Source organism: Thioalkalivibrio sp. ALE28, assembly GCF_000377425.1.
In the GTDB taxonomy this organism is placed as follows: domain Bacteria; phylum Pseudomonadota; class Gammaproteobacteria; order Ectothiorhodospirales; family Ectothiorhodospiraceae; genus Thioalkalivibrio.
The window spans coordinates 331,831-351,853 of the sequence record NZ_KB898093.1; the positions used below are offsets into that span (position 1 = coordinate 331,831).

Annotated in this window: 18 protein-coding genes; 17 read left to right on the plus strand and 1 reads right to left on the minus strand. The window is 67.7% G+C overall.

What is annotated here, in order from left to right; all coding sequences use genetic code 11:
• Positions 1 to 13: 13 nt before the first annotated feature.
• The 4 genes from D105_RS0101595 (at position 14) to grxD (ending at position 2,866) form a co-directional block, all read left to right on the plus strand.
• The gene (locus D105_RS0101595; RefSeq protein WP_018877276.1) at positions 14 to 715 is read left to right on the plus strand and encodes a 50S ribosomal protein L25/general stress protein Ctc; all 702 of its coding nucleotides are present in this window, start codon (positions 14 to 16) and stop codon (positions 713 to 715) included.
• A gap of 25 nt (positions 716 to 740) precedes the next feature.
• Positions 741 to 1,364: an aminoacyl-tRNA hydrolase gene (gene pth / locus D105_RS0101600; protein WP_018877277.1), complete on the plus strand. Its 624-nt coding sequence runs from the start codon at positions 741 to 743 to the stop codon at positions 1,362 to 1,364.
• Entirely contained in the window at positions 1,361 to 2,455 is a 1,095-nt protein-coding gene (gene ychF / locus D105_RS0101605) for a redox-regulated ATPase YchF (protein ID WP_026280389.1), read from the plus strand. Before pth ends, ychF begins: the two co-directional genes overlap by 4 nt.
• A gap of 81 nt (positions 2,456 to 2,536) precedes the next feature.
• The gene (grxD, locus tag D105_RS0101610) at positions 2,537 to 2,866 is read left to right on the plus strand and encodes a Grx4 family monothiol glutaredoxin (protein ID WP_017940669.1); all 330 of its coding nucleotides are present in this window, start codon (positions 2,537 to 2,539) and stop codon (positions 2,864 to 2,866) included.
• 293 nt (positions 2,867 to 3,159) lie between these two features.
• On the opposite strand, the gene rnt is transcribed toward grxD, so the two are convergent.
• Positions 3,160 to 3,846, minus strand: a complete 687-nt coding sequence (gene rnt / locus D105_RS0101615; RefSeq protein WP_018877279.1) for a ribonuclease T — start codon at positions 3,844 to 3,846, stop codon at positions 3,160 to 3,162.
• Between the two features lie 298 nt (positions 3,847 to 4,144).
• On the opposite strand from rnt, the gene aceE reads away from it, so the two are divergent.
• The 13 genes from aceE (at position 4,145) to D105_RS0101680 (ending at position 19,855) form a co-directional block, all read left to right on the plus strand.
• Entirely contained in the window at positions 4,145 to 6,808 is a 2,664-nt protein-coding gene (gene aceE / locus D105_RS0101620) for a pyruvate dehydrogenase (acetyl-transferring), homodimeric type (protein ID WP_018877280.1), read from the plus strand.
• Complete coding sequence (gene aceF, locus D105_RS0101625) at positions 6,750 to 8,156, plus strand: dihydrolipoyllysine-residue acetyltransferase (RefSeq protein ID WP_081619263.1); 1,407 nt, start codon at positions 6,750 to 6,752, stop codon at positions 8,154 to 8,156. The genes aceE and aceF overlap by 59 nt, the downstream gene beginning before the upstream one ends.
• 24 nt (positions 8,157 to 8,180) lie before the next feature.
• Entirely contained in the window at positions 8,181 to 9,965 is a 1,785-nt protein-coding gene (gene lpdA / locus D105_RS0101630; RefSeq protein ID WP_018865840.1) for a dihydrolipoyl dehydrogenase, read from the plus strand.
• Positions 9,966 to 9,971: 6 nt separating this feature from the next.
• Positions 9,972 to 10,943: an OmpA family protein gene (locus tag D105_RS0101635; protein ID WP_018865839.1), complete on the plus strand. Its 972-nt coding sequence runs from the start codon at positions 9,972 to 9,974 to the stop codon at positions 10,941 to 10,943.
• Between the two features lie 57 nt (positions 10,944 to 11,000).
• Positions 11,001 to 12,224, plus strand: coding sequence for an argininosuccinate synthase (locus D105_RS0101640; RefSeq protein ID WP_018877282.1), 1,224 nt, complete (start codon positions 11,001 to 11,003; stop codon positions 12,222 to 12,224).
• Between the two features lie 118 nt (positions 12,225 to 12,342).
• A complete protein-coding gene (locus tag D105_RS0101645) occupies positions 12,343 to 14,259 on the plus strand; it encodes a diguanylate cyclase (RefSeq protein ID WP_018865837.1) in 1,917 nt (638 codons plus the stop codon).
• A gap of 92 nt (positions 14,260 to 14,351) precedes the next feature.
• Entirely contained in the window at positions 14,352 to 15,140 is a 789-nt protein-coding gene (locus D105_RS0101650) for a VacJ family lipoprotein (RefSeq protein WP_018880829.1), read from the plus strand.
• On the plus strand, positions 15,137 to 15,661 hold the full coding sequence (locus tag D105_RS0101655) for a hypothetical protein (protein WP_018877284.1): 525 nt from the start codon (positions 15,137 to 15,139) through the stop codon (positions 15,659 to 15,661). The genes D105_RS0101650 and D105_RS0101655 overlap by 4 nt, the downstream gene beginning before the upstream one ends.
• Positions 15,658 to 17,046, plus strand: coding sequence for a UDP-N-acetylmuramate:L-alanyl-gamma-D-glutamyl-meso-diaminopimelate ligase (mpl, locus tag D105_RS0101660; RefSeq protein ID WP_018877285.1), 1,389 nt, complete (start codon positions 15,658 to 15,660; stop codon positions 17,044 to 17,046). The genes D105_RS0101655 and mpl overlap by 4 nt, the downstream gene beginning before the upstream one ends.
• Positions 17,043 to 17,678: a flavin prenyltransferase UbiX gene (locus D105_RS0101665; RefSeq protein WP_018877286.1), complete on the plus strand. Its 636-nt coding sequence runs from the start codon at positions 17,043 to 17,045 to the stop codon at positions 17,676 to 17,678. The genes mpl and D105_RS0101665 overlap by 4 nt, the downstream gene beginning before the upstream one ends.
• The gene (locus D105_RS0101670; protein WP_018877287.1) at positions 17,675 to 18,277 is read left to right on the plus strand and encodes an LON peptidase substrate-binding domain-containing protein; all 603 of its coding nucleotides are present in this window, start codon (positions 17,675 to 17,677) and stop codon (positions 18,275 to 18,277) included. Before D105_RS0101665 ends, D105_RS0101670 begins: the two co-directional genes overlap by 4 nt.
• Before the next feature lie 56 nt (positions 18,278 to 18,333).
• Entirely contained in the window at positions 18,334 to 18,720 is a 387-nt protein-coding gene (gene trxA / locus D105_RS0101675; RefSeq protein ID WP_018865831.1) for a thioredoxin, read from the plus strand.
• Between the two features lie 193 nt (positions 18,721 to 18,913).
• On the plus strand, positions 18,914 to 19,855 hold the full coding sequence (locus D105_RS0101680; RefSeq protein WP_018876054.1) for an AEC family transporter: 942 nt from the start codon (positions 18,914 to 18,916) through the stop codon (positions 19,853 to 19,855).
• Positions 19,856 to 20,023 lie beyond the last annotated feature (168 nt).

Here is a 20,023-nt window from a genome sequence, read left to right on the forward strand (position 1 = left end):
GGAGACCGTAGCAATGAGCATGAGCTTTACCATTGAAGCCGAGAAGCGTGACGAACAGGGTTCGAGTGCGAGCCGCCGCCTGCGTCGCGCCGGCAAGCTGCCCGCCATCCTGTACGGGGCGGACAAGGACGCCGTGGCCATCACGCTGGATCACAACGCGATGGTCCATAACCTCAAGGAAGACGCGTTCTACTCGCACATCCTCAGCGTGAAGCTGGACGGCAAGACCGAGAAGGCGATCCTGCGCGACGTGCAGCGCCATCCGTTCAAGCCGACCATCTACCACGTCGACCTGATGCGCGTGAGCGCCAACCAGCCGATCCGCGTCAGCGTGCCGCTGCACTTCCATAACGAGGAAGAGGCCAAGGGCGTGAAGCTGGGCGGCGGCATGGTCAGCCGCATGATCAACGAGCTCGAGGTCGAGTGCCTGCCGGGCGATCTGCCCGAGTCCATCGATATCGATGTCGTCGAGATGGATGTCGGCGACACCCTGCATATCTCCGAGCTGAAGCTGCCGGAAGGCGTGCAGAGTGTCGCGCTGATGCATGGCGAGGAATACGACTACGCCGTGGTCAGCGTCCTGCTGCCGCGCGCCGCCAAGACCGAGGAAGAAGAGGTCGGGGAAGGCGAGGCTGCCGAGGCCGAAGGTGGCGAGGAAGCCGCGGGTGGCGAAGAGGCGTCCGGCGACGAGTCGGAGTCCGGGGACAAGGAGTAAGCCCCTGCGGCTTGCCGCCTGAACGATGGCGATCCAACCCGAACCGATCCGTCTGGTGGTCGGGCTGGGCAACCCGGGCCCGCGTTATGCCGAAACCCGGCATAACGCGGGTTTCTGGTTTGTGGACACCCTGGCCCGCCGGCATGGCGTGGACTTTCGCCCCGAGAGCCGCTTCGATGGCGAGGCGGCCCGCCTCAGCCTGCCCACGGGCGACTGCTGGCTGCTCAAGCCCATGAGCTTCATGAACAAGAGCGGCCTGCCGGTGCGCAAGTGCGCCGATTTCTACCGTATACCCCCCGAGGCCATCCTGGTCGTCCATGACGAACTGGACCTCGATCCGGGCGTGGTGCGGCTGAAGATGGGTGGCGGGCATGGCGGCCACAATGGCCTGCGGGATCTGCATCGACACCTGGGCGGCCCGAACTACGCTCGGCTGCGGGTCGGCATCGGCCACCCGGGGCATCGCGATGATGTGGTGCCCTTCGTGCTGGATCGTCCCGGCAAGGCCGACACGCAGGCGATCGAGGAAGCCATCGACAAGGCGCTGGATCAGGTGCCTGCGCTGGTGGCCGGACGCTGGGACGAGGCGGTGCGCAATCTGCATGGCGGCAACTCGAAGCCGGCCACGAATTCCGAGGAAACCCGATGAGTCTTAAATGCGGGATCGTGGGCTTGCCGAACGTCGGCAAGTCCACCCTGTTCAATGCCCTCACGCGTGCGGAGATCGCCGCGGAGAACTATCCCTTCTGCACCATCGATCCGAACGTGGGCGTGGTGGAGGTCCCGGATCCGCGCCTGACCCGGCTGAGCGAGATCGTGAAGCCCCAGCGCACGCTTCCCACCACGGTCGAGTTCGTGGACATTGCCGGGCTGGTGGCAGGGGCGGCGCAGGGCGAGGGGCTGGGCAACCAGTTCCTGGCGCACATCCGCGAGACCGACGCCATCGCGCAGGTGGTGCGCTGCTTCGAGGACGACGACATTGTGCATGTCGCCGGCAAGGTCGATCCGATCGCCGACATCGAGACCATCAGCACCGAGTTGATGCTGGCGGATCTGGAGACCGTGAACAAGGCGCTGAAGCGTCTGGAACGGGCGGCCAAGTCGCAGGACAAGACCGCGATCGCCCAGCTCAAGGCCGCCGAGAAGGTCGGGGCCGGCCTGGATCAGGGGATTCCTGCGCGGGCCCAGGATCTGGACGAGGACGAGCGCCGGGCACTGTACGACCTGCATCTGTTGACCCTCAAGCCGCTGATGTACATCGCCAATGTCGACGAGGCCTCGCTTGCCGGGGGTAACGCGATGGTGGAGGCAGTGCAGGCCCGCGCGGCCGAGGAGGGTGCCGAGGTAGTCAGTGTCTGCGCTGCCATCGAGGCGGAGATCGCGGTGCTCGACCCGGAGGAGCGCGCGGAATTTCTGGCCGATCTGGGGCTGGAAGAGCCGGGGCTGGACCGGGTGATCCGCACCGCCTATCGCCTGCTGAGCCTGCAGACATTTTTCACCGCCGGCGAGAAGGAAGTCCGCGCCTGGACCGTGCGCCAGGGCTCCAGCGCGCCGCAGGGGGCCGGGGTGATCCACACCGATTTCGAGCGCGGTTTCATCCGTGCCGAGGTGGTGGGGTACGAGGACTTCGTGGCCCACAATGGCGAGCAGGGCGCGAAGGACGCGGGGAAATGGCGCCTCGAGGGCAAGGAATACGTGCTCAAGGAAGGCGACGTGGTACATTTCCGCTTCAATGTCTGAGCGTTATACTAGGAATTGACCCGGGGGCGTCGGGCCCTGCCGCCTGGCGCCCTGTTCGGCACCCAATCTCGGAGTACAGTAATGGACGTAATGGATCGTATCCGCCAGCAGGTGGAAGACAACCCGGTGGTGATCTTCATGAAGGGCACCCCGCAGTTCCCCATGTGCGGCTTCTCCAGCCGTGCAGTGGAGGCGCTGAAGCGCTGCGACCAGGAATTCGGCTACGTGAACGTGATCGCGGACCAGGAGGTTATGCAGAACCTGCCGCGTTTCGCCGACTGGCCGACCTTCCCCCAGGTCTATATCGACGGCGAACTGATTGGCGGCTGCGACATCACCCTCGAGATGTTCGAGAGCGGCGAGTTGAAGAAGATGGTCGACGAGGCCCACGCCAAGCGCGCCGCGAGCTAAAGCGGCTTGTGCCGCAGCCGCTGGCTGCGGCACACCCGAGATCCGTCGTCGCGAGGCCCCGTCCGGGGCCATGGCGATCTCCTGACGTGGCCACCTGCCCCCGCTTCGTGCCCGCGCGCCGGGAGATTGCTTCACCCCTGCGGGGTTCGCAATGACGGGGTTGCGGTTGTGTCATCGCGAGCCGCGCAGCGGCGTGGCGATCTCCTCGGGTGGCCCCGCGGCCTTTCAATGCCCTTCGCGCTTTTGTGCCACCGACCCTGCGGCGCCTCGTCATGACGGGGGCGACGTCGGGCTCAGCTGCCTGGTGGCAGTTCTTCCGGATCGGGCAGACGCAGGGCGTTCGCCGGTACGCCGACCCCGTCCTGCCAGCGGTTCGTGATCTGGCAGAAGATGTCCGCCGTCTTTTCCGCGTCGAAGGAGGCGCTGTGGGCGGCCTCCGTATCCCATCCCAGCCCCGCGGCATCGGCCGCGCGCGCCAGAACGGTCTGGCCGAAGGCCAGGGCCGCCAGCGATACCGTGTCCAGGCTGGAGAACGGGTGGAACGGGTTGCGCTTGATGCCGCAGCGTTCCGCCGTCGCGTGCACGAAGCCCAGGTCGAAGTGGGCATTGTGCCCGACCAGGACCGCGCGCTTGCAGTGGTTCACCTTGACCTCCCGGCGCACCTCGCTGAACAGCTTGCCCATGGCCTGATCCTCCGGCCAGGCCGCCCGCAGCGGGTGGTAGGGGTCGATCCCGTTTACTTCCAGTGACTTCGGGTCCAGTTCCGAGCCCTCGAACGGGCGCACATGCAGGCTCACCGTGCGATCGCGCACCAGGTGGTCGTTCGCGTCGCGACGCAGGAATACCGCGGCGATTTGCAGCAGGGCATGCCGGCGGCAGTCGAAACCACCGGTTTCCACGTCGACGACCACCGGAAGAAAGCCGCGGAAGCGGTTCGCCATCGGGCGGTGGTTGGGGTCCAGCTGCAGGGATTCGGGCATTGGGGTACTCGGTTTCGCGCGGGGCGTTGGTTCGGGATGTGGGCGGTGTCGGGTCGGGTGCCGGTCCGGATTCCATTGGGCCGGTCGGAATGGGGGGCGGATTGCGCACGTTCCCTCAGTTTTCCCCGACGATCGGCGCCATAGAAGGCTTTCGCTTGACCTGTTGGCGGCACAGTCGGGATACTTGCGCCTTTTATGCCCGCCCGACACCGGCGCATGGTAGCAAATGCCCGACCGCCCGGTGGCCCGGCCCTTTAGTGGCAACCCGACTTCCAACCCGTTTTCAGGGGTAGAGCGCATGGACCCGAACGCGACCGAACACGATATCGACCCGCAGGAGACTCAGGAGTGGATCGACGCCCTGGCCTCCGTGCTGGAGACGGATGGCCCCGAGCGGGCGCATGCCCTCCTCGAACGGCTGGTCGACAAGGCGCGCCGCAGCGGGGCTTACCTGCCGTACTCCGCCAATACCGCCTATGTGAACACCATCCCCACCCACCTGGAGCCCGAGTATCCGGGCGACGGCGCGGTGGAGCACCGCATCCGTTCCTACATCCGCTGGAACGCGATGGCCATGGTGGTCAAGGCCAACCGCGCCTCGGCCGAGCTGGGTGGGCATATCGCGACCTTCGCGTCCGCCGCCACGCTGTATGACGTCGGCTTCAACCACTTCTGGCATGCCCCGTCGCACGATCATGGTGGCGACCTGCTGTTTGCCCAGGGGCATTCCTCGCCGGGGATCTATGCCCGCGCGTTCATGGAGGGCCGCCTGAGCGAGGAGCAGCTGGACCACTTCCGTCGCGAGGTCGATGGCAAGGGCCTGTCCTCCTACCCGCATCCGTGGCTGATGCCGGACTTCTGGCAGTTCCCGACCGTGTCCATGGGTCTGGGACCAATCATGAGCATCTACCAGGCGCGCTTCATGCGCTATCTGCAGGATCGCGGCCTGGCGCAGACCGAGAACCGTCGCGTCTGGAGCTTTGTCGGTGACGGCGAGGTGGACGAGCCGGAGACCCTGGGCGCGATTACCCTGGCCTCGCGCGAGAAGCTGGACAACCTGACCTGGGTGGTGAACTGCAACCTGCAGCGTCTGGACGGCCCGGTGCGTGGCAATGGCAAGATCGTGCAGGAGCTGGAGGCGATCTTCCGCGGCGCCGGCTGGAACGTGGTCAAGGTGCTGTGGGGTCGCTACTGGGACCCGCTGCTGGCCAAGGACACCGACGGCCTGCTGCAGAAACGCATGATGGAGGCGGTCGACGGCGACTACCAGAACTACAAGTCGCGCGACGGCGCCTACGTGCGCGAGCACTTCTTCGGCAAGTACCCCGAGCTCAAGCGCATGGTGGCCAACATGTCCGACGAAGACATCTGGCGCCTGAATCGCGGCGGCCATGACCCGGTCAAGGTCTATGCGGCCTACAAGGCGGCGGCCGAGCACAAGGGCCAGCCGACCGTGATCCTCGCGCACACGGTGAAGGGTTACGGCATGGGCGCGGCGGGCGAGGCGCAGAACCGCACCCACAGCCAGAAGAAGATGGACGCGGACGACATGAAGCAGTTCCGCGACCGCTTCAATATCCCGCTGTCGGACGAGCAGGTGGAGAAGGCCGAGTACATCAAGCCGGACCCCGATTCCGACGAGATGAAGTACATGCACGAGCGGCGCAAGGACCTCGGCGGCCATCTGCCGGTGCGCCGCCCGCTGGCCACCCCGCTCGAAGTGCCCGGCCTGGATGCCTTCAATGGTCTGCTGGAGGCCTCCGGCGAGCGCGAGATGTCCACCACCATGGCCTTCGTGCGTCTGCTGACCCTGCTCGCGCGCGACAAGAAGATCGGCAAGAACATCGTCCCGATCGTGCCCGACGAGGCGCGTACCTTCGGCATGGAAGGGCTGTTCCGTCAGCTGGGGATCTACTCCTCGGTCGGCCAGCTCTACGAGCCGCAGGACAAGGACCAGGTGATGTATTACAAGGAGGACAAGAAGGGCCAGATCCTGGAAGAGGGGATCAACGAGGCCGGCTCCATGTCCTCCTGGATCGCGGCGGCCACGTCCTATTCCACGCATGGCGTGGCGATGGTGCCGTTCTACATCTTCTATTCGATGTTCGGCTTCCAGCGCGTTGGCGACCTGATCTGGGCCGCCGGCGACATGCGTGCCCGCGGCTTCCTGATGGGGGCGACCGCCGGGCGCACCACGCTGGCCGGCGAGGGCCTGCAGCACGATGACGGCCACAGCCTGATGATGGCCGCCAACGTGCCCAACTGCATCGCCTACGACCCGACCTTCGCCTTTGAGCTGGCGGTGATCGTGCAGGACGGCATGCGCCGCATGTACGCGGAGCAACAAAGCGTCTTCTACTACATCACCGTGATGAACGAGAACTACCCGCAGCCGGCCATGCCGAAGGGCGCCGAGGAAGGCATCCGCCGCGGCCTGTACCGGCTGCAGGCGGGCGGGCGCAAGAAAAAGAAGGTGCGCCTGCTGGGCTCCGGTACCATCCTGCGCGAGGCCATTGCCGCCGCCGAACTGCTGGACCAGGACTTCGGCGTGGCCGCCGAGGTCTGGAGCGCGACCAGCTTCAACGAACTGGCCCGCGACGGCCGCGATGCCGAGCGCCATGCGCGCCTGCACCCGGACGCCAAACCGCGCACATCCTGGGTGGAGGAATGCCTGGGTGATTTGGATGCGCCGGTGGTCGCCGCGACCGACTACGTGCAGGCCTATGCCGACCAGATCCGTGCCTTTGTGCCGGCCGACTACCGCGTGCTGGGGACCGACGGCTTCGGCCGTTCGGATACCCGCGCCGCGCTGCGCCGCCACTTCGAGGTGGATCGCTACCACATCGCGGTCACGGCCCTGAAGGCCCTGGCCGATGCCGGGACCGTCGAGGTCAAGACCGTGAGTGACGCGATCAAGAAGTACAAGATCGACGTCGAACGGCCCAACCCGTTGCAGGCCTGAGGCCGCCGGACCCGAGGCAGGAGCAGACATGAGCAACACGACTACTGTGCACGTCCCGGATATCGGCGACTTCAAGGACGTCGAGATCATCGAGGTCATCGTCAGCCCCGGCGACACCGTGGCCCCCGAGGATCCGCTGATCACGCTGGAGTCCGACAAGGCCTCCATCGAGATCCCCGCCCCGCAGGGCGGCACCGTGAAGGCGCTGAAGGTAAAGGCCGGCGACCGCGTGAACGAGGGCGACCCGATCCTGGAACTGGAGCCCTCCGACGAGGGTGCCGCCGAGGACACCTCCGCCAAGGACGAGGCACCGAAGCAGGAAGCGTCGTCTTCCGCGGAAGCCCCGGCCGAGCCGGCCCCCGAGGCTGAGAAGTCGCAGCCTGCCCCGAAGGCCGCCGACCGGGCCGATCCGCGGCCGTCGCCGACCGAACACATCCGTGACGAGTCGGCCTTCCGCAAGGCCCATGCCTCGCCGGTGGTGCGCAAGTTCGCGCGCGAGCTGGGCGTGGACCTCAGCAAGGTCGAGGGTTCCGGGCGCAAGGGCCGCATCCTGCGTGAGGACGTGCAGGGCTTTGTGAAGCGCGCCCTGAGCCAGGGTGCCGGCGGCGGCCTGGGCGTGGAGCCGATGCCGGAGATCGACTTCTCCGAGTTCGGCCCGATCGAGACCCAGGCGCTGTCGAAGATCAACAAGCTCACCGGCAAGAACCTGCATCGCAACTGGGTCACCGTCCCGCACGTGACGCAGTTCGACGAGGCCGACATCACCGAGCTTGAGGACTTCCGCAAGTCGCTGAAGGCCGAGTACGAGAAGAAGGGCGTGAAGGTCACCTTCCTGCCGTTCCTGATGAAGGCGGTGGTCTCCGCGCTCAAGCAGTACCCGCGCTTCAATGCCTCGCTGGATGCGACCGGCGAGAACCTGATCCTGAAGCAGTACTACAACCTCGGCATCGCGGTGGATACGCCGGACGGCCTGGTCGTCCCGGTCGTGCGCGACGTCGACCGCAAGAGCCTGGTCGACATCGCCGCCGAGCTGATGGACCTGTCCCAGCGCGCCCGCGACAAGAAGCTCAAGCCCGCGGACATGCAGGGCGGCTGCCTGACCATCTCCAGCCTCGGCGGGATCGGCGGCACCCAGTTCACGCCGATCGTGAACGCCCCCGAGGTGGCGATCCTCGGTGTGTCGCGCTCCAGCATGAAGCCCGTCTGGAACGGCAAGGAGTTCGAGCCGCGCCTGATCCTGCCGCTGGCGCTGTCGTACGATCACCGGGTGATCGACGGCGCCCTGGGCGCCCGCTTCGCCACCACGCTGAGCGCGCTGCTGTCCGACATGCGCCGCATGTTGCTGTAAGCCAATTCGAACCGGAGTGACTGGATGAGCCAGACCAAGACCATCGAGGTCCCGGATATCGGGGATTTCAAGGACGTCGAGATCATCGAGGTCCTGGTACAGCCGGGCAGCGAGATTGCGCCGGAGGACCCGCTGATCACGCTGGAGTCCGACAAGGCGACCATCGACGTTCCCGCCCCCGAGGCCGGCACCGTGAAGAAGCTGCACGTGAAGGTCGGCGACAAGGTGTCCCAGGGCAGCAAGCTCCTCGATCTTGAGGCCAGCGGCGAGGCCGCGGGCGGAAGCGATGACGCCCCCGTGTCCGGCGGCGACAAGACCGAGTCCGACAAAGCGGAATCCGGCGCCGCGAGCGAGCCGCAGAAGGCCGCGCCCAAGGCGGCCGCCGACCCGAATACCGACAGCCAGTGCCAGGTGCTGGTGCTGGGCTCCGGCCCCGGCGGCTACACCGCCGCCTTCCGTGCGGCGGACCTGGGGCTGGACGTGGTGATGGTCGAGCGCTACCCGCAGATCGGTGGGGTCTGCCTGAACGTTGGCTGCATCCCGTCCAAGGCGCTGCTGCATGCCGGCGAGGTGCTGCACGAGGCCGAGCGCTTCGCCGCGCTGGGCATCAAGTTCGGCGAGCCGGAGATCGACCTCGACGGACTGCGTGGCTACAAGGGCAACGCGGTCAAGAAGCTGACCGGCGGGCTCAAGCAGCTGTGCAAGCAGCGCAAGGTGCGCGTGGTGCAGGGTGTCGGCGAGTTTGTCGGCGCCAACAGCATCGCGGTTGAGGGCGATGACGGTCGCGAGGTGATCGGTTTCGAGCACGCGATCATCGCGGTCGGTTCACAGGCGATCAAGCTGCCCGGCTTCCCCTGGGACGACGAGCGGGTGATGGACTCCACCGACGCCCTGGATCTCGCGGAGATCCCCGAGCGCATGCTGGTGGTCGGCGGCGGCATCATTGGTCTGGAGATGGCCTGCGTGTACGAGGCGCTGGGGAGCAAGGTGACTGTGGTCGAGCTGTCCGACACCCTGATGCCGGGGGCGGATCGCGACATCGTGCGTCCGTTCGAGAAGCGCGCGAAGAAGCGTTTCGAGAACATCTTCCTCAAGAGCAAGGTGACCGAGGCCAAGGCCACCAAGGCCGGCATCGTCTGCCAGTTCGAGGGCGAGGCCAAGGGCCTGCCGGAAGAGGATACCTTCGACCGCGTGCTGGTCGCCGTGGGGCGCAGCCCGAACGGTGCGAAGATCAAGGCCGAGGCGGCGGGCGTGCAGGTAACCGACCGCGGCTTTATCGAGGTCGACAGCCAGCAGCGCACCAATGTCGAGCACATCTTCGCCATCGGTGACGTGGTCGGCCAGCCGATGCTGGCGCACAAGGCCACCCACGAGGGCAAGGTGGCGGCCGAGGTGATCGCCGGGCACAAGGTGCACTTCGACGCGCGCGCGATCCCGTCGGTGGCCTATACCCATCCGGAGGTCGCCTGGATGGGCGTGACCGAGGAACAGGCGAAGGCCGACGGCATCGAATACACCAAGGGCGTGTTCCCCTGGGCCGCCTCCGGTCGCGCGATCGCGCTGGGCGCCGAGGACGGCATGACCAAGCTGCTGTTCGACGCCGAGGGTCGGGTGATCGGTGCCGGCCTGGTTGGGCCCTCCGCCGGCGATCTGATCGGCGAGGCGATGCTGGCGCTGGAGATGGGGGCGGAGATGGAAGATATCGGCCTGACCGTGCATCCGCACCCGACCCTCAGCGAGACGGTGGCCTTCGCCGCCGAGGTCGCGCACGGCTCGATCACCGATATCCTGCCGCCGAAGAAGCGCTAGACCTTCATGGCCGGCCCGAGCCAGTGGCTGCGTCGTGCGCTCCCCATCCTGGCGCTGGGTGTCGGCGTGGCGACGGCCGGCGCCGAACCCTACAGCGATCCGCTGGAGCGCAGTGACTGGCAACTCGTCGAGGACGATGCCACCTGTCGTATCGAGCAGACCGTGCGCCACGGAGGGGTGCTGCGTCTCGATCAGCGCCCCGGGCTGGTGACCGCGGCCTTCTGGCAGGCCCCGTATGCGATGCCGGAGGATGCCGCGCCGCGTCTGCGCACGGGTGCTCCGGAATGGCTGCGGCCGGCTACACATGCCCCGCTGGATCTGCGTCTGCAGGCCCGGGGAGCCCGGCTGTTCCGGGTCCCTCAGGGCATGGTCCAGCCCCTGAAGGCACGCTTGCTGGCGGGGCACGACGTCCGTATCGATTTTCCCGATGGTGACGGGTCGGTCCACTTCCGCGGCATCCGGTTTGCCCTGCGCGCACAGGACTTTCGCGCCTGCCGCGCGGGGCAGGCCGACCCGGCCGCCGCCCCCGAAATGGCTGCGCTGGATCGCTGGCGCGTCTACTTCGAGACCGCCAGTGATCGTCTGGATGCCGAGGCACGCGCGGAGCTGGAGGCGGCCGCGCGGACCCTGACGGCGGAAGAGAATCCCCGGGTTCGGGTCGTGGGCTGGACCGATGCCACGGGGCCGCTGGCGTTCAACCGTCGCCTTAGCCGCAGCCGGGCCGAGGCCGTGCGGGACGCCCTGGTGGAAGCGGGTGTGCCGGCCCGGGGAATCGAGATCGAAGCGGCCGGTGTGGATCCGGTCGCCGAAGGTGCCCGCCCGGCGTCGCGGCGCAGCGATATCTGGTGGCTGGATCGAGATCGCGCGCCCCAGGAGCCGGGCCAGGGCCTGGAGGGGCCCTCGGCGGAGGCGGCCCCAGCAGCGCTCGAACGCCCGGTATCCGCGCCGTCGGCGCCCTCCGGTACCCCGGCGTGGTAGTGACGCCGTTCACCAAAACGACTATATCTTCACGTTAAGACAAGGATTGGCATTTTTATGAGCTCCTCGATCAATCGCGTCGTCCTCGCCTATTCCGGCGGTCTGGATACCTCGGTCATCCTCAAGTGGCTGGAAGAGACCTATGGCTGCGAGGTGATCACCTTCACCGCCGACCTGGGCCAGGGCGAGGAGGTCGAGCCGGCCCGCGCCAAGGCCGAGGCCCTGGGGGTCAAGCAGATCTACATCGAGGACCTGCGCGAGACCTTCGTGCGCGACTACGTGTTCCCGATGTTCCGCGCGAACACCATCTACGAGGGCGAGTACCTGCTGGGCACCTCGATTGCGCGGCCGCTGATCGCGCGGCGGATGGTGGAGATCGCCGAGGAGACCGGCGCCGACGCCATCGCCCACGGCGCCACCGGCAAGGGCAACGACCAGGTGCGCTTCGAGCTCGGGGCCTATGCGCTGAAGCCGGGCATCCAGGTGATCGCCCCCTGGCGCGAGTGGGACCTGAATTCCCGCGAGCGCCTGATGGCCTACGCCGAGCAGCACAGTATCCCGGTGGACTATGCCAAGAAGGGCACCAAGTCGCCGTATTCGATGGATGCCAACCTGCTGCACATCTCCTACGAGGGCGGGCCGCTGGAAGACCCGTGGACCGAGGCCGAGGAGGACATGTGGCGCTGGTCGGTCTCCCCGGAGGCGGCGCCGGATGCATCCGAGACGCTGACCATCGGCTTCGAGAAGGGCGACCCGGTCTCGATCAATGGCGAGCGCCTGAGTGCGGCGCAACTGCTCGCGAAGCTGAACGAGCGTGGCGGGGCCCACGGTGTTGGCCGTCTGGATATTGTCGAGAATCGCTATGTCGGCATGAAGTCGCGTGGCTGCTACGAGACCCCGGGCGGCACCATCCTGCTCAAGGCGCGCCGCGCGCTGGAGTCGATCACCCTGGATCGCGAGGCCGCGCACCTGAAGGACGAGCTGATGCCGCGCTACGCCAGCCTGATCTACAACGGCTACTGGTGGAGCCCCGAGCGGCGCATGCTGCAGGCCGCGATCGATGACACCCAGGGCGTGGTCAACGGCGAGGTGCGCCTGCGCCTGTACAAGGGGAACGTGATCGTCGCCGGCCGCCGCTCCGAGGACACCCTGTTCGACGACGCGATCGCCACCTTCGAGGACGATGCCGGCGCCTACGACCAGAAGGACGCCGAGGGCTTCATTCGCCTGAACGCACTGCGCCTGCGCATCGCCGCCAGCCGCAATCGGAAGCCCACATGAGATGACGGACCGCGACCACCAGCCTCCGCGGTCCCGATGTACCCTGGCAGGGCGCACCGGCGTGGCGTGGGGGCTGGGAGGGGCGGGCCTGCTGCTTCTTGTGCTGCTCGGGTGGTGGATGCCCGGTGCGCTGCCGGCCGCGGGAGCGGGCGACGCCGACGCCCCCGCCGAACAGCGGCTGGTGCTGGGGATCCTCGCGCACCGCGGGGACGAGGTCGCGCGCAGCCGCTGGACCCCGTTCGCCGAGTACCTGTCGGAGCAGGTGGACGGCGCGTCCTTCGAACTTGAACCCGTGGACAACGATGGGCTGCAGGCGGCGGTAGCGGAAGGTCGCTTTGACCTGGTTCTGACCAACAGCGGCTCCTACGTGATGCTGGAGCAGCAGCACGGCATCTCCCGCATCGCTACCATGCAGCCGCGCCAGGTCGGCCGTGACGAGGATCGTTTCGGCGCGGTGGTGATCACGCGGGCCGATCGTGAGGACCTGGTAGAGCTGGACGACCTGCGGGGGCAGCGACTGTCGGCCGTGCACCCCGATGCCTTCGGGGGCTGGTGGATGACCTGGCGCGAGCTGCAGGCGGCCGGTCTGGATGTCGAAAGCGACCTGGCGGCGCTGGTGTTCACCGGCTTCCCGGTCGGTCGCGGGCTCGACTGGGTGCTGCAGGGCGAGGTCGATGCCGCGACCTTTCGCACCGGCATCCTGGAAGATCTCGCAGCCCGCGGGGATCCGCGGGTGGACCAGGTCCGTGTGGTCGGCGAACGCGCCTTTCCCTCGTTTACCTACCGCGCCAGCACTCGGCTGTATCCCGAGTGGCCGCTGGCCATGCGCGGTGACCTGGACGCCGGGCTCGCCCACGCGATCCTGCTGGCGAGCCTCTCGCTGGACGAGGGGCACCCGGCCAGTCGGGCGGCCGGTATCGGGGGCTGGGCCGCGCCGCGTTCCTACGAGGACGTGCACGGCCTGATGTACGAACTAGGGGTGGGTCTGTACGCCCCGCAGCCGTTTGATGTCCTGGCCTGGCTGCGCGGCCATCTCCTGTGGCTGGTGTCGGTGCTGGCGGCGGTTGCGCTGCTGGCACTGCTGTATGTGTCCCGGGTCCATGCCCGGGTGCGGCGCTCCGGGCACAACCTGGAACGCAGCATGGACGCGATCCCCGATGCGGTGATCACCCTCGATGCGCATGGTGGCATCTCCTACGTGAACCCGGCGGCCCGGGATCTGGCCGGACTGACCCGCGATCAGGTCCTGGGCTGCTCGCTGGACCAGCTCCTCGACCTGCGCGAGCTCGGGACGGGCCGCCCGCTGTTACCGGACAATGCCCGGGGCGAACGGCTCGACCAGGCCCTGGGAGAACGCTCGGATGCGCGCCTGGTCCGGCGCGACGGGCATGAACTGATCGTGCGCATCGCCCGCACGGCCCTGGATCCGGTCGCCGGCAGTTCGGTCCGTACCTTGCTGGTGCTGACGGACGTGTCCGAGGAGCGCCGGCTGGTCGACCGCCTGGTGCACGAGGCCAGCCACGATGGCTTGACCGGCCTGCTGAACCGGCGCGCCTTCGAGCGTGAACTGGAGATCGCGATGCACGCGGCCCGCGAGAATCGCGCGGTGGCCAGCCTGTTGCTGGTGGATCTGGACTACTTCAAGGAGGTCAACGACCGTCATGGACACCGCGTGGGCGACGACCTGCTGCGTCAGGTGGCCCATGTCCTGCGCCAGTTGACCCGCGGCCATGATGCCGTGGCCCGGATCGGGGGCGACGAATTTGCGATCATTGCCCGTGACACCAACGCCGAGTATGGGCGTATTCTTGGTCAGCGCATCTGTTCGGCCCTCGGCGACCGGCCGTTGCAGGTCGAAGCACGTGACGTCACCATTGGCGCATCGGTGGGCGTGGTCGAGCTGGGGCCCGATATTCCCGGCGTGGACGAGGCGTTCGTCGCCGCCGATCGGGCCTGCTACCACGCCAAGGACCAGGGTCGCGGCCAGGTCGGGCTCGCGCGCAAGGCGGATATCCATCCGATTGCCGGATCCTGAGGGCGATCCGGTCCCGGCCTGCGCGGAACGGCTTCGTGCCGGCGCGGTCCCTGCGACACCGGTGCGGCGCCGGTTCGAAAGAAAGGAATTACATGTCTATTGTCTCCCGCTTGCGACCGGGCCTGCTGGCCCTGATGTTTCTTGGCCTGACCGGCTGCGCCACGGTGCCCAGCGAGGACCGTCACCCGGATGATCCCTGGGAGTCCTACAACCGCGCCGTGTTCGAGTTCAATCAGGACTTCGACGAGTCCCTGCTGCGGCCCGCGGCGGTGCAGTACCGGCGCCTCCCGCAACCGGTACAGACCGGGGTTGGCAACTTCTTTTCCAATCTCAACGACTTCACGGTCCTGTTCAACAACCTGTTGCAGGGCAACCTGGAGAATGCCGCGTCGGACACCGGGCGCATCATGTTCAACACGACCTTCGGGCTGTTCGGACTGATCGACGTGGCGTCGCCAATGGGACTGGACAAGAACAACGAGGACTTCGGTCAGACCCTGGGCGCCTGGGGCGTGGCCCGTGGCCCCTACCTGCAACTGCCCTTCCTCGGACCGAGCACGGCGCGGGATGCCCCGGCGCGGCTGGTGGATGGCTACACCAGCCCGCTCTATCACACTAACCTGCGCGACGATCACACGGGGTGGTGGATCGGCCTGATCGCGCTGGACGTGGTCGACATGCGCGCCGGTCTGATCTCCACCGAGCGCATGCTGGCGCAGTTGTCCGATGACCCCTATATCGCGATGCGCCAGGGCTACCTGCAGCGCCGCGACTTCCTGGTGCGCGGCGGTATGGGCGATGAGGAGGCCGATGCGATGCTGGACGAGCTCGAAGAGCTCGAGGCGCTGGAGGCCATGGAGGCCGAGGAGCAGGGGCGTTGAACGGTCTGACCCCGATGCTGAACATCCTGCGCCTGCACAGCGGGCCGCAGGACCTGCCGGCGGACAACGGCACCCTGACTTTCTGGGTCGGCATCGCGCTGATCGCCGGGATGGTGATCGGCATCCCGCTGTACGGCTTCGGCCAGGCGCTGGCGCTGAACGTGATGGACCTGGTGGTCCTGTACGCCTTTGTCGTCATCGTGCTCAGTCTGCGCGGGGTGCCGGACCGCTGGCGCCAGACCTTCACCGCCATGGCAGGCACGGGCGCGGTGCTGGGGCTGTTGATGGCGCTGCTGATGCTGCTGGCGGGCGGCCCTGATCCGGCGCGCGAGCCCGAGGACGTTGCCACCGGCATCGTGCTCGGGATGCTGGTGCTCTTCGCCTGGCTGTTGCTGGTGTTCGGCCACATCCTGCAGCAGGCGCTCGGGCTGGGCATGCGACTGGTGGGTATGCTCATTGCGCTGGGCTACATCGTGATCTCCAGTGTGCTCACCCAGACCGCGATCGGGCTGTTCCAGTGAGCGCCGGGCACCTGCACATCCTGGGCATCGGCGGGACCTTCATGGGCGGGCTGGCCCAGCTCGCCCGGGCCCGTGGCTACACCGTCACCGGCTCCGACCAGAAGCTGTATCCGCCCATGAGTGACCAGCTGGCGCAGGCGGGGATCACCTGGCACGAGGGCCATGATCCGGACACCCTGCCCGACCGCGGCCCGGTCGTGGTCGGCAATGTGATGCGGCGGGGCATGCCCGTGGTCGAGGCGCTGTTGGAGCGCGGGCTGGACTACACCTCGGGGCCGCAGTGGCTGGCCGAACACCTGCTGCGCGACCGCTGGGTGCTGGCGGTGGCCGGTACCCACGGCAAGACCACCACCGCCAGCCTGCTGGCCTGGATTCTGGAATACGCCGGCATGGCCCCGGGTTTCCTGATCGGCGGGGTGCCGGGCAATTTCGGGGTCAGCGCGCGCCTGGGGGATGCGCCGTTCTTCGTGATCGAGGCGGACGAGTACGACAGCGCCTTCTTCGACAAGCGCGCCAAGTTTGTCCACTACCGCCCGCGGACCCTGGTGCTGAACAATCTCGAATTCGATCACGCCGACATCTATCCGGATCTGGCCGCGATCGAGCGGCAGTTCCATCATCTGGTGCGCACCGTGCCGGGCCAGGGGCGCATCCTGCTGCCGGCCGGCGATGCCGCGCTGGAACGGGTGCTGGAGATGGGCTGCTGGACCCCGGTGGAGTACCTGAGCACCCATCCCGATTCGGGGGTGTCCGCCGCGCTGGCCGCGCGCCCGCTGAAGGCCGATGCATCGGAGTTCGAGGTGCTGGCGGATGGCGCCGTGATCGGGCGGGTCGCCTGGTCCATGAGCGGCCGGCATAACCTGGCCAATGCCCTGGCCGCCCTGGGCGCGGCGCGCCATGCCGGTGTGCCCCTGGCCGCCGGGATTGAAGCGCTTCCGGAGTTTCGGGGGGTGCGGCGGCGCCAGGAAGTCCGCGCCGAGATCGACGGCATCCGGGTGATCGACGACTTCGCCCATCACCCCACCGCGATCCGCCTGACCCTTGAGGGGCTGCGCGGACAGGTGGCCCCGGGTGGGCGCCTGGTGGCGATCCTCGAGCCGCGCTCCAATACCATGCGCATGGGGGTGCACGCGGAGGCTCTGGGCACCGCGCTGGAAAAGGCGGATGCGGTGCACCTGTACCATGCCCCGGAGATCGACTGGTCCACCGAGGGGCTGCAGCGGCAACTCGGCGAGCGGCTGTCCGTGGCGCGCGATATCGAGTCCCTGCTGCAGGGGATTCTTGCCACGGCGCGCGCCGGCGATACGCTGGTCATCATGAGCAACGGAGGCTTCGACGGGCTGCACCTGCGCCTGATCGAAGCCCTGCAGGGAACGCCCGCATGAGTGAACGCCCGTGCAGCATCTCTCTGGCCCTGACCGGTGCCTCCGGGGCCCCGTACGGCCTGCGCCTGCTGCAGTGTCTGGTGGAGTCCGGGGTTCAGGTGCATCTGATGCTGTCGAAGCCGGCCCAGGTCGTCCTCGGTCTGGAGACGGACCTGGACGTGCCGGGCCGTCCGGTGGAGATCGCGCGCTACTTCACCGAACTCTACGGCGCGGCCCCGGACCAGATCCACTGCTACGGGGCCGAGCAGTGGACCGCACCGGTGGCCAGCGGCTCCGCCGTCCCGGAGGCGATGGTGGTCTGCCCCTGTACCACGGCGACCGTATCGGCGATCGCGACCGGGGCCTCGCGCGGCCTGATCGAGCGCGCCGCCGACGTGGTCCTCAAGGAGCGGCGCCGGCTGCTGCTGGTGGTGCGCGAGACCCCGTTCTCCGAGATCCATCTGGAAAACATGCTGCGTCTGGCGCGCATGGGCGCGGTGGTGATGCCGGCCAACCCGGCCTTCTATCACCGGCCCCAGTCCATCGACGACCTGATCGACTTCATGGTGGCCCGCGTGCTGGACCATCTCGATGTCGAGCATGCCCTGGTGCCGCGCTGGGGCGCCGCCGTCCCGCCGGGAGAGGATGCATGACCACGCTGCCGCTGTTTCCGCTGAACACGGTGCTGTTCCCCGAGGGGTTGCTGCCGCTGCGCATCTTCGAGACCCGCTATCTCGACATGGTGCGCCGCTGCCTGCGCGACGATGGCCGCTTCGTGATCGTCGCGACGGAGCCCGCCCCGGAATCCGGGGCGCTCCCGGCCGAGACCGATCCCTCCGCGGGTTTCTACGGCGTAGGGACAGAGGCGGCCATCGTGGACTGGGATCAGCGGCCGGATGGCCTGCTGGGCATCCTGGTGAAGGGCGAGGGTCGCCGCGTGATCCACAACGCCCGCCGCGCCGACGACGGCCTGTGGCTGGGCGAGGTGGAGTCGCTGCCGGAATACCCCGAGGTGAGCCTCCCGGTCGATTATGCCTCGCTGGCGGACCTGCTGGAGCGCCTGCTGGACCAGCTGGGAACGCCCTGGTCCCACCTGGAACGGCGCTTTGACGACTCGACCTGGGTGGCCGCCCGCCTGACCGAGCTGCTGCCGATCGATCTCGAGATCAAGCAGCAGTTGCTGGAGGCGGACGACCCGATCGAACGCCTGGAGCGCCTGCGAGCGGCCATGCTCGCAGCATCGAAATCCTGAAAGCCGGCGGCGAGGCTGGTAAGGTTCCGGTACATTTTTAACCGGAGCCCGCCATCATGGCCGTTCAGGAACTCACGCAGGACAACTTCGAATCCACCATCACCGGGAACGACATCGTCATCCTGGACTTCTGGGCCCCGTGGTGCGGCCCGTGCCAGCAGTTCGCCCCGACCTTCGAAGAGGCCTCCGGCAAGCATTCCGACGTCGTCTTCGCCAAGGTGAACACCGACGAGGAGCAGGGCATCGCCGGCGCCTTCCAGATCCGTTCCATCCCGACCCTGATGATCTTCCGCGAGCAGATCATCGTGTTCTCGCAGCCGGGCGTGCTCTCCGCCGGCCAGCTGGACGAGGTTCTGGGCAAGGTCCGCGAGCTGGACATGGAACAGGTGCGCGCCGACGTCGAGCGCCAGCAGCAGGAACAGCAGCAGGCCGGCGGCGCGTAAACCGCCCCGGACGACTGCCGTCTGCGGGCCCTGGCCCGCAGGACCGAACCCGGCCGGGTGCCCGCCCCGCCGGGTTTTTTCGTGTGGGGCGTGTGCCGGCGCCGTAGAATGGGCGCTGACCGCCCCGACCCCGCCTCCAGGCGCGAAAGGATGCCTTCACCATGCCCTCCTCTCCCCAGGATGCCGGCCCGTCATGCTGAGCGTGATGACCCAGATGGGGGCGCTGATCGTCGCCGGCGTGGTATGGCGCGCACTGCAGCCCGGCGGCCTGGACGCCGACAACACCCGCCGGGTCCTGACCACCCTGGTTTACTACTTGCTGCTGCCGGCGCTCGTCCTGCAGGTGCTGTGGGTCGCGCCGCTGGGCCTCGACTCCCTGCGGATCGCGCTGGTGGCGGGCCTTACGGTCCTGGCGATGGTCGGGGTCACGTTGCTGGCCTGCCGCGTGTGCATGGCCGAACGGGCTGCCATTGGCGCGATGCTGCTGGCGGCAGCCTGGCCCAACGCGACCTATCTGGGCCTGCCGGTACTCGACAGCCTGTTTGGCGACCCTGGGCGCGCGGTGGCAATCCAGTACGACCTGTTCGCCTGTCTGCCGCTGGTACTGACCCTGGGGGTGCTGCTGGCGCGGCGCTACGGGGATCCCGAGGCCGTGCGCCTGTACGGGGGCGGCAGCCCGCTCCGGGCCCTGGCGGCGGTGCCGTCCATCTGGGCGGCGGTGGTCGGCGTGGTGCTGAATCTTGCCGGTGTCCCGCTGGTCGACTGGCTGGATGTCTTTCTCGGGTTTCTGGCCGACAGTGTGGCGCCCTTGATGCTGTTCTCGCTGGGGCTGGCGCTGGTGTTCAACCGCTTTCGCGGGCACGATGCCCGGCCGCTGGCGGTGGTGGCCGTGGTCCAGCTGGTCCTGGCTCCCGTCTTTGCCCTCGGGCTGGTGTTGTGGACGGGGCTCGAGGGGGTGCCCGGTGTCGGGTCGGTACTGGAGGCGGCGATGCCGGCGATGGTGCTGGGGCTGGTGTTCTGTGATCGGTTCCGGCTGGATACCGGGCTCTATGCGGCGGCGGTGACGCTGACGACGGCGCTGTCGCTGATCACCCTGCCGCTGTGGTTTGCCCTCGCCACTCATCTCATCGCCTGATCTTCGGTTTGTGGCTGGTCCCGGTTCGTCTCCCGGTGTTTACGGTGCCTCCGGTCCGGCGCCCGCCTCGTGGTGGCTGGTCCTGGTTCGTCCTCCGGTGTTTACGTGCCTTCGGTCCGCATACTGCCGTGCGCTGACTCGCCAGCGCGCCCCGCCCGTTGTTGATCA